Origin of the sequence: Afipia sp. GAS231 (assembly GCF_900103365.1) — a bacterium.
Classification (GTDB): Bacteria; Pseudomonadota; Alphaproteobacteria; order Rhizobiales; family Xanthobacteraceae; genus Bradyrhizobium.
In genome coordinates, this window is sequence record NZ_LT629703.1 from 900043 (window position 1) to 913820 (window position 13778).

At 63.1% G+C, this 13778-nt stretch carries 14 protein-coding genes; 7 read left to right on the forward strand and 7 right to left on the reverse strand.

What is annotated here, in order from left to right:
• Window positions 1-160: 160 nt before the first annotated feature.
• Entirely contained in the window at window positions 161-415 is a 255-nt protein-coding gene (locus BLS26_RS04230) for a hypothetical protein (protein WP_092508713.1), read from the forward strand.
• A gap of 132 nt (window positions 416-547) precedes the next feature.
• Here the strand turns inward: BLS26_RS04230 and BLS26_RS04235 are convergent, their stop codons facing one another.
• From BLS26_RS04235 to BLS26_RS04250, 4 genes are all read right to left on the reverse strand, one after another.
• Window positions 548-787 carry a DUF6719 family protein gene (locus BLS26_RS04235; RefSeq protein ID WP_092508715.1) on the reverse strand — a complete coding sequence of 80 codons (240 nt, stop codon included), beginning with the start codon at window positions 785-787 and terminating at the stop codon, window positions 548-550.
• A 189-nt stretch (window positions 788-976) separates the two neighbouring features.
• Window positions 977-1690, reverse strand: coding sequence for an outer membrane protein (locus tag BLS26_RS04240; RefSeq protein ID WP_092508717.1), 714 nt, complete (start codon window positions 1688-1690; stop codon window positions 977-979).
• Window positions 1691-2000: 310 nt separating this feature from the next.
• Complete coding sequence (locus BLS26_RS04245; protein ID WP_092508719.1) at window positions 2001-2423, reverse strand: hypothetical protein; 423 nt, start codon at window positions 2421-2423, stop codon at window positions 2001-2003.
• 220 nt (window positions 2424-2643) lie between these two features.
• Complete coding sequence (locus BLS26_RS04250) at window positions 2644-2943, reverse strand: His-rich protein BRANT (RefSeq protein ID WP_172804539.1); 300 nt, start codon at window positions 2941-2943, stop codon at window positions 2644-2646.
• A gap of 288 nt (window positions 2944-3231) precedes the next feature.
• Here BLS26_RS04250 and BLS26_RS04255 point away from each other — a divergent pair, with 288 nt between their 5' ends.
• Entirely contained in the window at window positions 3232-3771 is a 540-nt protein-coding gene (locus BLS26_RS04255; protein WP_092508721.1) for a lipopolysaccharide assembly protein LapB, read from the forward strand.
• Window positions 3772-3996: 225 nt separating this feature from the next.
• On the opposite strand, the gene BLS26_RS04260 is transcribed toward BLS26_RS04255, so the two are convergent.
• Entirely contained in the window at window positions 3997-5613 is a 1617-nt protein-coding gene (locus BLS26_RS04260; protein ID WP_244541838.1) for a S10 family peptidase, read from the reverse strand.
• Window positions 5614-5889: 276 nt separating this feature from the next.
• Between BLS26_RS04260 and BLS26_RS04265 the strand changes: the two genes are divergently transcribed.
• The 5 genes from BLS26_RS04265 to BLS26_RS04285 all read left to right on the forward strand — a co-directional run bounded on the left by BLS26_RS04265 (window position 5890) and on the right by BLS26_RS04285 (window position 11096).
• A complete protein-coding gene (locus BLS26_RS04265; RefSeq protein ID WP_092508723.1) occupies window positions 5890-6555 on the forward strand; it encodes a hypothetical protein in 666 nt (221 codons plus the stop codon).
• Between the two features lie 22 nt (window positions 6556-6577).
• On the forward strand, window positions 6578-8740 hold the full coding sequence (locus tag BLS26_RS04270; RefSeq protein ID WP_092508725.1) for an adenylate/guanylate cyclase domain-containing protein: 2163 nt from the start codon (window positions 6578-6580) through the stop codon (window positions 8738-8740).
• A gap of 144 nt (window positions 8741-8884) precedes the next feature.
• Complete coding sequence (locus tag BLS26_RS04275; protein WP_092508727.1) at window positions 8885-9664, forward strand: NAD kinase; 780 nt, start codon at window positions 8885-8887, stop codon at window positions 9662-9664.
• A 198-nt stretch (window positions 9665-9862) separates the two neighbouring features.
• Window positions 9863-10408 carry a response regulator gene (locus BLS26_RS04280; RefSeq protein WP_092508729.1) on the forward strand — a complete coding sequence of 182 codons (546 nt, stop codon included), beginning with the start codon at window positions 9863-9865 and terminating at the stop codon, window positions 10406-10408.
• A 109-nt stretch (window positions 10409-10517) separates the two neighbouring features.
• Entirely contained in the window at window positions 10518-11096 is a 579-nt protein-coding gene (locus BLS26_RS04285) for an Hpt domain-containing protein (RefSeq protein ID WP_092508731.1), read from the forward strand.
• Window positions 11097-11254: 158 nt separating this feature from the next.
• On the opposite strand, the gene BLS26_RS04290 is transcribed toward BLS26_RS04285, so the two are convergent.
• Window positions 11255-12421 carry a DUF2336 domain-containing protein gene (locus BLS26_RS04290; protein WP_092508733.1) on the reverse strand — a complete coding sequence of 389 codons (1167 nt, stop codon included), beginning with the start codon at window positions 12419-12421 and terminating at the stop codon, window positions 11255-11257.
• 276 nt (window positions 12422-12697) lie between these two features.
• The gene (locus tag BLS26_RS04295) at window positions 12698-13741 is read right to left on the reverse strand and encodes a transglycosylase SLT domain-containing protein (protein ID WP_092508735.1); all 1044 of its coding nucleotides are present in this window, start codon (window positions 13739-13741) and stop codon (window positions 12698-12700) included.
• Window positions 13742-13778 lie beyond the last annotated feature (37 nt).

Below are 13778 nucleotides of genomic sequence, written 5' to 3' on the forward strand. Positions count from 1 at the left end.
TTTGCCGGATTCACCCCTCGTTAAGGACTCAGGAACACCCAAGAATCGGGCCGAAACGGGCAAATTCGGCCGTTAGATCGCCGACATACCTGCCCAGCCCGAAACCTGGTTACGAAACCCGGGCACGGCCTGCGCGTTGACGGTTTTACCGGAGCCAACCATGCCCTACGCCCTGTTCTGTCACGACGCCAAGCTGAGCAAGGCCTACCCGACCGAGGCCGACGTCTGGAAGGTGGCCCAGAGCAGCGGCCTCGTGGTCGACGCCATCTCCGAGGAGGAGAAAGCCGCGCCGCGTCCGGTGCTGGACAATGATTATGAGATTCGGCCGTGCCAGCCCGACCCGCAGGAAGACCCCGCCAAAAACAAAGCCGAAGCCGAACGCGATGCCCGGCTGGAGCCGTTGCGGGGTTCGTGAGGGGCATTCGGCCGGTCATCATCCACAAGATCGGACGATCCGGTACTCCGTGGCGCGCATCGCCTGACGGCAACCCGCGGCATGCGCAAAGCCCGCTTTCACGAGCATGACGGAAAAGATGGAAAGTGCGCTTTACGGCGTCGCCGTTACCAGCGAGGCCTGTTCCGAAGCCAGCGAGACGCAAGCCTTGCGCCGGTGCAGTCCCCTGATCGCGCCGGTGACCTTCAGCACCTTGCCTGCCGGACACGAGGTGTCCTGCACAAAGGCGATTTCATAGGGTGCCATGATCAACGGTTCGGATTTCAGGACTGTCTGTGCAACACAGGGCAACGCTGCCGCGGAAAAAATCAGCCCTAACGCAAAAGCACGCATGTTCGTTGTCCAACCAGCCGGCCGAACCATAATAACTCAACATGACGGAAAAGTTTCGTGCGCTGCAAAAATTATTTTTGGCAACAGAAAAATGCGAAGCCCGCGCCTTGAAGACCCGCCTTGGCGCCCGTCCGTCAACAAAAAGGCCGGCGTGAAGCCGGCCTTTTCGCGTCTGATGTCAGGCGGCGATCAATACTTGGCGGCGACCGGGCCACCCCAGCCAAACCGGTAGTTCACGCCGACCTTGACGGTGTGTTCGTCGTTCCGGAACGACCTGCCGGCGATGTCGGCCGGGCCGGTCGCGAAGGTGGTGTTGCCGAAATTGTAATACTGGTACTCGGCCTTGGCCGACCAGTTCGGGGCGAACATGTATTCGAGGCCGCCGCCGACGGTGTAGCCGTCCTTGTGGCTGCCATTGGTGGTGAAGCCCTGCGGCACACCGGCCGCCGTTACGCCGATATTGTTGCCGTCACGCCAGGCGTAACCGCCCTTGGCGTACAGCAGCGTCGGACCCCAGGTGTAGCCGACCCGGCCGGTCACCGAGCCGAGCTGGTTGGTATTGGAGGTCACCAGCGTCCCGCCCGGGAACAGCACGCCGTTATTGTTGCTGTTGGGCAGCCAGCTGTACTGGGCCTCGACACCCATCACCCAGTTGGGCGCGAACTGATAGTCGAAGCCGGCCTGCACGCCGCCAAGGAAGCGGGCGTCGCTGCCCTGCAGGCCGTTATTGCCTGCAAAGGCGCCGCCGAGATGGCCGCCGATGTAGAACCCGGTCCAGTTATAGACCACCGCCGGCGCGGTATAGACCGGCGCCTTGGAATAGGTGCGGGCCGGCATGTCAGCCGCGAAAGCAGGAGCCGCAAAAGCGGCCAGCGCGACAGTGCCAAGCAGAAACTTTTTCATCTTCGATCCCCGTTACTTACGTTGCGATATCAAACCAAACAACGTGACCTCATTTAGGTTGCTTTGGGGCAAAGCCGGTAGCAGCGATGGCGCTCAACTGTGACGGCGCGGCAACAAAGCGCTTTAGTTCCTTCGCATGTAAGGTTTTTTCCTGCGTTAATCAGGTGGTATCCCGCTTTGTTGATGTCGAAAACAACTAAGGCAAGGTTCAAGGCTCCCTGAAAAGTGATCGGATTTTGTTCACCTTTTCAGCCCCGGCAGCCGCTCGGGGGACCTGTCCGGAACCGCCTGCGGTGCGCCGCCGAACGCCCTATCGCGTCATCTTTTCCATGTCGGGAAATGGCGCATAGACCGCGCCGGCGCAGGGCTCGCTGGCGTTTTCGACCAGCCGGTCGAGCCGGCCATCGACAAAGAGAATCCCGCGCTCACGCGGCTCGCGGTAGCTGCCGTCGGATTCGCGCGGGCTAAAGCGCAGGCAGGTGACATAGCGCAGCCGCCCGCCGACGACGCGCTGGACCGGCTCGGCCATCGCGGCCTCATGCACGCCGGCCGGATTGTTGAGGTAGCTCTTCATGAACGCCAGCACTTCGGTGCGGTAATTGTTCGGAAACGGCTGGTTGGCGACGCCGCGGTCGTCGGTATAGGTGATCGGCCTGCCCTCGTCGCCGCCGGCACAGGCCGAAAGCGCGATCGGCAGCACCAGGATCGCCGCAAATTTTGCTGATGTCCCCAAGCGAAACTCTTCTATCCGGTCCTGATCCGGTCTTGGGGCACTCTTAGACCGCCCGGCGGCGAATTGGAATTCGCATCTCGGTTATCGAAAAACACCAGCCCAAAGCACCAGCCCACTTGCCATGGGGGCATGGCGCGTGGGCTGGGCCGGATATCCGCGGGCGCGGCGGGGCAATGGGGGCGATCGAGACGCGCCGGCGGATCAGTTTTATCAGCTAGTTTCAGCCGCGCTTGGGCGCCGGCGTCACGTGCTTGACCGCAAGTTTCGGCGCGGCGTGGGTCTTCAGCGCGCCCATGTGCTTGTGGTGGCGATGATGGCGAACGTGATGGCGGCCCATGTGGGCATTGGCGTTCAGGAACTTCGACTTCGCCGTATCTGCCTTGATCACCGGCGCCTGCACGCTCTTGGTCACCGGAGCTTTGATGGCGGTGTTCTGGGTCGCCTTGCCGGGGGCAGCGGCAAGCACGGGCGCGGCGAGAACGGAAACGGCAACAAGCGCTGCGGAAATGGTCTTGAACATGGTTGTCTCCTCTTTCAGGGGATCGCTGGCATCTCCGGCCGGATGACCGGGCTCGCTGATCATGGAGACGACCTTAACGACCACGCGCTGAACCCCTCCTGAAGCGCGATGACGGACTTCGTTCATCTGCATGACATCTTGGTCATGTTGCGGGTTTCGCAGTCCATCGTCCGCTCACGCAAATTTTGCGCAAATCAGGGCTGACAACCGGGAATGTTCCGAGCCTCCGGGGGTTCAATTCACCAGGCTTCGGTGTAGGATTGCCAAACCGGCCATCAGGAGAGATGCATGAATAAACTTGCCATCAGGCTTTTGACGCTCGCCATGTTGTCGCTGACGCTCGCGGCAGCGCCCATCGTCACCGTTGTCTACGCCGCCCCGGACAACGATCCGCCGCCGCCGGACAAGGGCAAGAAGAAGAAATCCTCTGAAGCGCGCCCGGGCATCGAGCAGACCGCCTTCGCCGACGGCTATCGCGCCGCCTATGCCACCATCTACGATCGCCACGACTACGCCGCGGCAATCCCGCAGCTCAAGGCACTCGGCCGTGACGACAGCGCCGCCGTCGCCAACCTGATCGGCTACTCCTACCGCAAGCTCGGCGACTACAAGGTGTCGCAGATCTGGTACGAGCGCGCGCTCAAGGCCGATCCCAACCACGTCAAGACCTGGCAGTATTACGGCCTGTGGCAAGTCGAACAGGGCAACCGCGACCAGGCGCAATACCACCTGAACAAGATCGCCCAGCTTACCGGTACGACTAGCGAAGAATACCGCTCGCTCGCCGAAGCGATGGAAAAGCCGCCGGGCACCGGACTGGTTTACTGATACTCGTGTCATTGCGAGCGGAGCGAAGCAATCCAGAGCGACGAAAAAAGTCTGGATTGCTTCGTCGCTTACGCTCCCTTGCACAAACGCTTCGCGTTTGTCGCAGGCAATGACGAACAAAAAAACGCCGGCGCAGCAACTAGCTGCGCCGGCTTTTTGTTGTTCATAGCGTTTTCAAGCGAAGTGGGTACCGGTTCGCGTAAAGAAAACGCGTCAAAAATGATTCTACTTCATCAGCGTCTGAACTTCCGCGCGAAACGCCTGGCGGGCCGAGTCGCGCGAATAGAACATGTGCCCGCCGGGATAGACCACGAGCTTGACCCGGTTTGGGGTGGCATAGGCCGGCAACTGGTCGAGCTGAACCTTCGAGGCGAAATAGGGCGTCGCCAGATCGAACATCCCGTGCCCGACCAGCAATTTGAGTTTGGGATCGAACGCGAGGATCTGCCGGAGCTGCCGCACCGACTCGGCCGGATTTTGGCCACGGCCGAAATCCCAGGCCTTGTTCACGCTGTCGCTCAGCAAGTGGTACGAACCGTCTGGCCGCCAATTCAATTTTCGCGCGGTGAGATCGACCGCGGCGCTGGTCAGAGGCGCCAACAGCGGATCGCCGGAGGGATCGCCGAACAGATAGTAGCTGGAATCCGGATAGGGATCGAACCCCGAAACCGAGGCGTCGTAACGCCCGGTCACCCGGCCGTTGCGGCGATCGAACTCGCGGCGGAATTCGCCGATGTCGAAACGACCGGCAAGCCGGCGGCTCACCACCTGATCGATGCCGGTCAGTTGCGCCACCTTGTCGGATAGCCGCGTCGTGGCCTCCTTGTCGGCCTGCCCTTTGATCAAGTCGGTCAGGAATTCACCCTGCGCGTAGCGCTCGACCTCGGCGAGATCGGCGCGCGTCAGCGGTCCCTTCCCTGTCTCTCTGGCCTCGCGCGCCACCGCAGCCATGGTCGGCAGGCTGTAGACAAATTGCAGCAGGCTGGAGCCGGAATAATCGCGGAAGTCGAGCACAGGCGAAACCAGGATCAGCCCGCGTACGCCTACGCCCTGCTGGGTCTGTAGTTCGCGCACCACCTTGGGTCCGCGAATGCCGCCATAGCTTTCGCCGGCGACGTATTTCGGCGACAGCAGGCGATCGGACTTTTCCAGCCAGCGCCGGATCACCAGCGCGATCGAACTGACGTCGCCGTCGACCGAGAAGAACCGCTTGCGCACGTCGTCGCCGGACGCCACGAAGCGGCTGTAGCCGGTCCCGACCGGATCGATGAAGACGAGATCGGTAAAGTCGAGCCAGGTTTCGGCATTGGGCAACAGGTCGGGCGAAGCGGAAGCGACCGCGCCATCGCCTGATATCGACAGCCGCCACGGCCCGGCATCGCCGAGTTGCAGCCAGGCCGAGGACGCGCCCGGCCCGCCGTTGAACAGAAACGTCACCGGCCGGCTGGCGCGGTCGGCGCCGTCAAGCTGGTAGGAGGTGTAGGCGATATCGGCCTGCGGCTCGCCCTTGTCGTCGAAAATGCGGATCGAGCCCGCGGTCGCGGTGAAATTGAGGGTGCGCCCGGGCAGCGCCAGCGTCTGTTTGGTCGTTGAGTCCGGCGGCAGGCGATGTTGTTCGGCAGCGGCCGGCGCATTGGCATTGGGACCGTCGCCGCCGCGGCGGGCTCCACCCTTCTGGCCTTCGGGCGGTGGCGCTGACGTCGTCGCGGCAGGTTGTTGCTGTGACGGCGGCGGCGTTTCGTCGTCGGCCCAAGCATCGTTCCAGGCAGCGGTCGTGATCGAAACAGCAAGAAGCGCCATCATCATGCGCGCGTGGCGCTTCATCGCCGGTCCGATACCCATCCGCGTCGACCTCCCTGTTTGCCGCAGTGTAACCGACACCAACGCGAGCCGGCAGGGTTCACAAGGGGTTGGGAAATTAAGGATTGTTCATCTCGGCATCCGCGGCCCGCGCAATGGCCAGCGCCCTCCTGAAGTGCGACGAAGTGACCGAAGTGACATTCATCACACACACATCTGCCACCGACGGCGTATTTGATCCTGTGGACCATAACAAGGTAGTGGATTCGCCGACGGCTGTCGGTTCGGATCGCCGCCCCCCTTTGGATGGATATTGGAATGAAGCGTGCAATTGCCGTTTGTGTTGGCCTGTTGGCGACCGTCGTGGCGGCAGCGGCGGAACAGCCGGTTGCGATCGTCGAAGAGGTTCAGGGCAAGGTCACCGGCGCGGAGTTCATGGACTATCTGACGCCCAAGACGGTGATCAAGCTCGGGGCTGATAGTTCGATCGTCATCAGCTACCTGAAGTCCTGCCGACGGGAAAAGATCGCCGGAATTGGTACGGTCATTGTCGGCACCGACGAGAGCCTGGTGCACCTAGCTTCCGTCAAGGACGAAAAGACCGAGTGCGACGCCAGCCACGCGCACGCGACCACCAAGGAAACCAGCGAGGTCGCCGCCACCGTCGTGCGAAGCCTCGGAAAGAACGACACGTCGATCAAGCCGCAGCTCACCCTCTACGGGGCGTCTCCGCTCGTGCAAGCCACCGGGCGCGGCACCCTGCTCGTCGAACGGCTCGATCTATCCGGCGAACGCCAGCAGATCGAACTCGACGGCAGGCAGGCAAAAGGAAAATTTTACGATTTCGCCGCCGCCGACAAGGCACTGAGCCCCGGCGGCATCTATTCCGCGAAATTCAAGTCGTCCCAGATCGTCTTCCAGGTCGACGCGCAGGCCAGGCCGGGAGCGACGCCGATTGTCGGTCGCCTGGTGCGGATGGATTGAGGGGCGTGCCGGACCTGCGGTCTTGAATATCGGACGCACCACCCGCGACCTGGCTGCGATCGCCGCCATCGCGCTGATCTGCGCCGCCGTTTCCGTTTCCCCGCCGCTTGGGGCCGTCCATGGCTGGTCGATCGATATTCTCACCGCGTTACGCTCGGAGATGTTCGGCAAGCGGCATGATCCGGCCTCCTCACCCGCCGTCGTCGTCGCGATCGACGAGGAGAGCTATCGCGCGGCCCCCTTCAAGGGCTCGCCGACGCTGACCTGGACCAGTGAGATCGGCCGCGTGCTGGGCGCGATTGTCGAAGGCGGGGCCAAGGTCGTCGGATTTGACATCGTCATGCCGACGTCGCTCGAACAATCCGAGATCCCTTTCGGCGACGGCGTGCTCGGCGACAAGGTCCGCGGCTTCGACCGCGATTTCCTTCGCGCCCTCGCCTCCGCAGGCAGCGCCGGCAAGGTGGTGCTAGGCGAGCAACTGCTCGACGACCAGCCAATCCGCCCGTCGCAGGGACAACGCATTGCCGTCCGCCAGCAGCAGAATATCAGGCCGCTCAACGTCTACACCGATAGCGACGATGTTGTTCGCCGGGTGCCACTCACCTTCCCGGTCAGCGGCACCGCACAGTTGCCCGGGATGGCGCTTGAACTGGCGTCGCGCGCACTGACGGCTTCCCCCGAATTCGCAGCCGACGGCACGGTGATCCTCGCCGGCTACCGTATTCCGGGCGAGGTGGCGAATACCATGACCGTCAATTTCGAAGGCGGTGCGGATGACGTCCCGACTTTCTCGTTCGCGGATCTGCGCTTCTGCGCCACCGGCAACGACAAGGATTATTTTCGGCGCTGGTTCGACGGCAAGGTCGTCATCTTCGGCACCGTGCTGGACGCCGAGGACCGCAGATTGACCTCAAAGAGGTTCGCGACCGGCCGCGAAGGCGCGCGCGCGCCGCGCTGCACCGCCGAAACCAAGCCGGTGAACGTCGGCTTCAAGCGCAGTTCGATCGCAGGTGTGTATATCCATGCGACCGCCGTCAACAACCTGATCCGGCAAGACGCCGCCATTGAGCTCGGCGGCTTGCCGATCTTCCTGATCGCCACCCTGGTCGCGGCGTTTGCGGCCACCGCCGCGCGGCTGCTCAAGCCGATCAGCGCGGCTTTCGCCTATGCCGGGTTTGCCGTTGTCGCCGTGGCTGGCGCTGCGGTCGTGTTTAACCACGCGGTGGTCATTCCCGTTGCCGAGCCGTTCCTGGCCGGGCTCGCAGCGCTCGCCGCCATGGTCGGCTATCGCTTCGTCGTTTCCGACAAGGACCGGCGGTTGTTGGCGAACAGCTTTGCGCTCTACCTCGCCCCTGACGTGATCGAGCGGATGCTGAGATCGAACAAGCTGCCCGAGCTCGGCGGCGAGAACCGCAACGTGACGATTTTCTTTTCCGACATCGAAGGTTTTTCGCAGATCGCCGAGAAAATGCCCGCCCACGACCTGATGCATCTGATGAACGAATATCTGTCCGAGATGACCGATATCATCGAGCGCCATGGCGGCTATGTCGACAAATATATCGGCGACTCCATCGTCGCACTGTTCGGCGCGCCGGCCGATGACCCCCACCATGCCGCGAATGCCGCGCGGGCAGCGCTCGATTGCAGCGCGCGCCTCGCCGAGCTCAACCGTGAATCCGCCACGTTCCGGAACTGCAAGCTGGCGCAGCGCATCGGGATCAATTCCGGCGAGGCCCTGGTCGGCAATTTCGGATCGCGGAAGCGTTTCAACTATTCCGTCATGAGCGACGCGGTGAACCTGGCGTCGCGGCTCGAAGGCGCCAACAAGTTCTATGGCACCTCGATCATTGCCTCCGAGACCACCGTTGCGATCGCCGGCGATGCATTCGCCTGGCGCGAGCTCGACACCGTCCGCGTCAAGGGACGCACCCAGGCGCTCACGGTTTACGAGCTGGCGGCCCTGGCGGCCGACCTCGCAGACCCGCAGGCGGCGATGCTTGCCGACTACGCCGAGGGACTTGCGCACTGGCGCGCCGGTGAATTCGACCTTGCGGAAAAGTGCTTTGGCCGGTCGGCCGAGACCGACAGGCCCGCCGCGATCTTCCGCGAGCGTGCGCAGGAGATGGCCGCCCAGCCGCCCGGCGCGGAATGGGACCCGATCCGGACCCTGCAGGAAAAGTAGCGGACAACAGCGAACGGGCCCCTATTTCGGTTAACTAGACCTTGGTTTATGACGACCAGACAGGTCGCCAGAGGCGATCGCCCGGTTTCGTTTCACCTGCGGATGCTATATCGAAGCTGCACCGAAGCTTAGAGTACGCGTTTCATGACCCGCCCGAAGCGATATGACCGGATTGCGTTCGTTGCCAGCGCAAGCGCGGAAGCACAGGCGGCGCTGGCGCAACTGACCGCGCTCTACGGCAATCACAATGCCGACGATGCCGACGTCGTGGTCGCGCTCGGCGGCGACGGCTTGATGCTGCAGACGCTGCACGCCCATATGCGCTCGGACAAGCCGATCTACGGCATGCATCGCGGCACCGTCGGCTTCCTGATGAACGAATTCACGACGCACGACCTGCATACGCGGCTGGCGGCGGCGCGGGAATCCCTGATCAACCCGCTCTTGATGCGGGCCACCGACGTCCACGGTGCGGTGCACCTGCATCACGCCATCAACGAAGTCGCGATGTTTCGGCAGACCTATCAGGCGGCGCGCCTGCGCATCCTGATCGACGAGCACGAACGCATGGCAGAGCTGATCGCCGACGGCATCCTGGTGGCAACGCCCGCGGGCTCCACCGCCTACAATCTTTCCGCGCAGGGACCGATCCTGCCGATCAATGCGGCGCTGCTGGCGCTGACCCCGATCAGCGCGTTCCGGCCACGGCGCTGGCGCGGCGCCCTGCTCCCCAACACCGCCTTTGTGGTGATCGAGGTGCTGGAAGGCGACAAGCGCCCGGTGGCGGCGGTGGCCGACCATGACGAGGTGCGCGACGTCCGCCGCGTCGAGGTGCTGTCGGACAAGACGATCTCGATGCGGATGCTGTTCGACCCCGGCCACAGCCTCGAGGAACGCATCCTGCGCGAGCAGTTCGGGCATTAGAGCCTGCCGGCTCTAATGGTTTTCGTTTTGACGCGTTTTCTTAACGCGAACCGGACCCACTTCGCTCGAAAACGCTATGTAAATTCCGCCCGACCACCCCTCCCCGGACCTCGGTTTGCAACCATTCGTTAACCGGCGACGCGATATGGTTAACGCCAGTATACCGTTTTGGCCGCGGTATGCGCTTAGGGCCGAACCATGTATCGCATCGACTTCAACAAGCTGCGATTTCTGATCTGCGACGACAATCCGCACATGCGCCGCATCCTGCGCACGCTGCTGCATTCGTTCGGCGCGCGCGAGGCCTATGAGGCCGAGGACGGCGCCACCGCGCTCGAAATGTACAGCCACTACGTCCCTGATATCGTCATCACCGACTGGTCGATGCCGATCTTCGACGGTCTCGAACTGGCGCAAATGATCCGGCAGCCGGAATCCAAGGGCAACCCCTACGCGCCGATCATCATGCTGACCGGCCATTCGGAAAAGCGCCGCGTGACGGTGGCGCGCGATGCCGGGGTCACCGAGTTTCTGGCCAAGCCGATCTCGGCCAAGGGGCTGTACCAGCGCATCCTCAACGTCGTCGCCAATCCGCGCCCGTTCATCAAGACCAAGACCTATTTCGGCCCGGATCGCCGGCGCAATACCAACAATGCCTATATCGGCCCCGAGCGGCGCGTCGGCGGCGAAGTCGAAGTCATGCAGCAGCCGTCGTTGCTCGACAAGGCGCGATCCAGCGTCTAGAGCCCGGTTCTAAACCGGGCTCTAGTTTTTGTTTTGACGCGTTTTCTTAATGTGAACCGGTACCCACTTCACGCGAAAACGCTCTAGTGCAGGTTTGAGGGAAACCATCATGGCGAAAGAAAAGCCGGGCAGACTGGAAGTCCAGTCCTTCGCCGATCATCACGTCATCACGCAGCCCAATCCCTTGCGCAAGGTGTTGCTGCGCGTTCCGGAATCCGATCTCGATGATCCCGTCGCCCGGGCGGAAAAGGCGCTGGCGGGACTGTCGGGCGAATTCAAGAACTGGATGACCATCGAAGCGGACCGCCTGTCCGCCGCGCATGCCGCGATCCTGCGCGAGGGTTTTACCGACGACAATCGCGAAGAGCTGTTTCGCGCTGCCCATGACATCAAGGGCGACGCTGCGACTTTTGGCTTTGCTTCCGCAGGTGTCGCCGCCGAAAGCCTGTGCCGCATCATCGAACACGCACCGGAACTCGATAAAGTGCCGGCGAACCTGATCGCCCATCACATCAACGCGATCCAGGCGATCGTGCGCGAGCGCACCAAGCTCGACACGGCAGTGATGGCTCCCGCGCTGAGCCGGCAGCTGCGCGGTATCGCCGACGAATTCCTCGCTTACGCCAACCGCGACCGCCCCGAACACCTCGAAGCCATTCTGGCGCCGAGCATCATTCCGGCGGAGTGAGCGGCCTAAATGGCTGTCGTCCCTGCGAACGCAGGGACCCATACGCCGCGGCCTATCGTTTAGAACAAATTGGTAGACGGCTTTCGCGTCCCACAAACGCCTGTGGTTATGGGTCCCTGCGTTCGCAGGGACGACGTCTGATGTGTGGAAAGAGTCGATTACGCCGCGATCAGGTCGTGCCCGTTGGCATCCTCGGCAACCAATTCCTCGCAGAACATGCGGGCTTCCTCGCGGGCCGACTCGGTGGCGAAGCGCCGAAGCAGGATCAGCAAGGGTTCGGCGGCCTGGCGATCGGTCTCGCAATGGGTCAGCACCCGCTCGACCATACTCCGGCGCAATCGCGCGGCGCCGCCAAGGCTGTCGACATATCCGGTCTCGTGGCTGACCTCGAGCGCCACGCGGAAGGCGGCGAAAGTGGATTCGGGGAAACCGGCGCGGATCAGCAGCGCCTGCAGGCTGGCGCCGCCGCGGTCGTGCAGCAAGGCCGAGACGCGGGCCAGCGGCAGGCCGGACAATTCGGCCAGCGCCGAATCGAACAGTTCGAGATTACCCGACAATAGCGCCCGCAGGATCAGGCCGGCGGTCAGTTGCCCGGTGGCGCGCAGATGCCGCACCAGCCCCTGCATGTCCTCGCCGCCGGAACGCGCCGCGATGTTGACGGTCGAGCGCTCGCGCGCCTCGCTCGCCATCCGCCCTGCCCGGTCGGCACTGAGCCAGTTGCGCGAAACGACGAATTGCGCCAGCGTATCGGAGAGCTTTGCGACCAGCGCCAGCCGCGTGGCGGCGGGCAGGCCTTCCAGCACCAGCATCGATTCCCGGATCGCGGCGAGATGGCCGTGACGTTCGACGATGCGGTCCCATGAAAACGGCGCCAATTCCGCATAGGCGTTTTCGATCAATTCGAGCGCGGCGGCCGCGGAGCCTACTTCGGCAATCGCAGCCGACACCGACGGCGGCAGATTGATGCGACGCGCGATCGCGCATTGCATCTCGCCATTGCCGGTCGCGACGATGTCGACGAGGTCGGCATCGATCAGAAGCGGAGAGTGTTCGAGGATCGGCAGCGCGATCGAGGTCTGGTCGAGCGACAGCGCCTGCACGATGGCGGCCGGCGCTTCCGAGCTGCGCGCGAACACTTCCGCCATGGCCTGGCGAACCAGCGGCGACGGATCGTCGAGCAGCATCAGCAGCGCGCCTTCGGCGGCGATGCGATCGTCCTCGGAAAGATCTGAAATCAACCAGGCCCGCGCCAAAGACCGCGTCGCCTCTGCCCGCTCGCCTGCCGGAGCGGTACGTATCCAACTGATGAACTGCCGAACGATCATGGTCCTGCCGGCTTACGCAACCTGAAAGACACCATGACGCGGTGCCACTGTCATAGAAAATAAACCATGACGCTTAACAAAGGGTTCACCATAAACGGCTGGTTTTATTGACGTTTTGTTAAGGGTGCGGGGATGGGCTTTTAGCCCCTCGCGTTTCCCGGATGCTGCGCAACGCGCAGTGTTGCGCTGCTGGTCCGGGGTCCATCGCATCTAGGTCCCGGCTCTGCGACGCACCGCTAAGACGCGCTGCGCCGCGTCCGGGACACGAGCGTTCAGCTAGCTGAACGTGCCGTTGCGATCGCTGAAGAGATCGAGCCGGCCCGGCGGGCGGACCTCGGGGGTTTGCCCCGAGAGCGATGTCGTCGCCGCATTTGACGCCACCGACACCGACGTCAGCGAAGAACCGCTACCCCACAATTCCTGGACCGCCGGCGAGATCGGCTCAGAGCGTTCGCCGGCCTGGAACAGCGAGCGGAAGATCGGCTGCGGTTGCGCCGAGGCAGTCTTGAGATCGGCCGACGATGTCGCGGTCACCGGCGCGACGGCGCGCGAATCCGGAAAACTCGAGAGGTAGGCGGCCGTGTCGATCGACATCGACGGAGATGCGCTCGCCACCGTGACGCTGCGCTTGATATCACCGCCGACTGCCGCCATCGCGGTCTGCGTTGCCGATGAATTGGCGGCGCTGGCGTAGCGCGAAGTCAGCACCGAATAGACTTGGGAGACGCTGCGGGCTGAGCCGGAGCGATCGTAGAAGATCGAACGGTTGGCCGCGGCTGCGTTCGGAAACATCTGCGCGGCGTTGGCGTTCGGACTGTCCTCGGCGCTCGATATCAGTTTGCCGGCGCCGCCGACGCCCATGAAATGCGCCATATAGAGTTCGGCGTCGGTCGGGCGGCGACCGATCTTGCCGGTCAATTTGAAGCTGTTGGACTGGGTCAGCACGCCCGCCATCGACGAGGCCGCATCGGGATCGTCGCGCAGCTTCATGACCGCGGCCCGATCCGAGGGATCGCTGACCGAATAACTGCCGGAAGGATTCTTGGTGATGGCGTCGGCATATTTGCCGTAACCGAGCTGGCTGCCCGCTTCCTTCACCGTCCCGAGCCAGGTCTGGTCGATGAACTGAAACAGCCCCCGCGCCGACGAGGTCGAGGCGGACGCCTTCGGATTGAAGTTGGATTCCATCTTCGCGGTGGTGAGCAGATATTCGAAGCTGGCGCCGGTGGTCGAGGCAGCCTGCTTGATCGAGCCTGCGATCTTCACGCGCGTGGGATCAACACCTGCCGCAGCCGTGGCGTTTATTGTGTCGACCGACATATGCTTGGTGCCCCGCTCCCCGCGAAACGACCCCTCT

What these genes read in the sequence shown, in the direction of transcription:
- BLS26_RS04230 (WP_092508713.1), top strand. Translation starts at nt 161, where the DNA reads ATGCCCTACGCCCTGTTCTGTCACGACGCCAAGCTGAGCAAGGCCTAC.
- BLS26_RS04235 (WP_092508715.1), bottom strand. Translation starts at nt 787, where the DNA reads ATGCGTGCTTTTGCGTTAGGGCTGATTTTTTCCGCGGCAGCGTTGCCC.
- BLS26_RS04240 (WP_092508717.1), bottom strand. Translation starts at nt 1,690, where the DNA reads ATGAAAAAGTTTCTGCTTGGCACTGTCGCGCTGGCCGCTTTTGCGGCT.
- BLS26_RS04250 (WP_172804539.1), bottom strand. Translation starts at nt 2,943, where the DNA reads ATGTTCAAGACCATTTCCGCAGCGCTTGTTGCCGTTTCCGTTCTCGCC.
- BLS26_RS04255 (WP_092508721.1), top strand. Translation starts at nt 3,232, where the DNA reads ATGAATAAACTTGCCATCAGGCTTTTGACGCTCGCCATGTTGTCGCTG.
- BLS26_RS04260 (WP_244541838.1), bottom strand. Translation starts at nt 5,613, where the DNA reads ATGGGTATCGGACCGGCGATGAAGCGCCACGCGCGCATGATGATGGCG.
- BLS26_RS04265 (WP_092508723.1), top strand. Translation starts at nt 5,890, where the DNA reads ATGAAGCGTGCAATTGCCGTTTGTGTTGGCCTGTTGGCGACCGTCGTG.
- BLS26_RS04275 (WP_092508727.1), top strand. Translation starts at nt 8,885, where the DNA reads ATGACCCGCCCGAAGCGATATGACCGGATTGCGTTCGTTGCCAGCGCA.
- BLS26_RS04280 (WP_092508729.1), top strand. Translation starts at nt 9,863, where the DNA reads ATGTATCGCATCGACTTCAACAAGCTGCGATTTCTGATCTGCGACGAC.
- BLS26_RS04285 (WP_092508731.1), top strand. Translation starts at nt 10,518, where the DNA reads ATGGCGAAAGAAAAGCCGGGCAGACTGGAAGTCCAGTCCTTCGCCGAT.
- BLS26_RS04290 (WP_092508733.1), bottom strand. Translation starts at nt 12,421, where the DNA reads ATGATCGTTCGGCAGTTCATCAGTTGGATACGTACCGCTCCGGCAGGC.
- BLS26_RS04295 (WP_092508735.1), bottom strand. Translation starts at nt 13,741, where the DNA reads ATGTCGGTCGACACAATAAACGCCACGGCTGCGGCAGGTGTTGATCCC.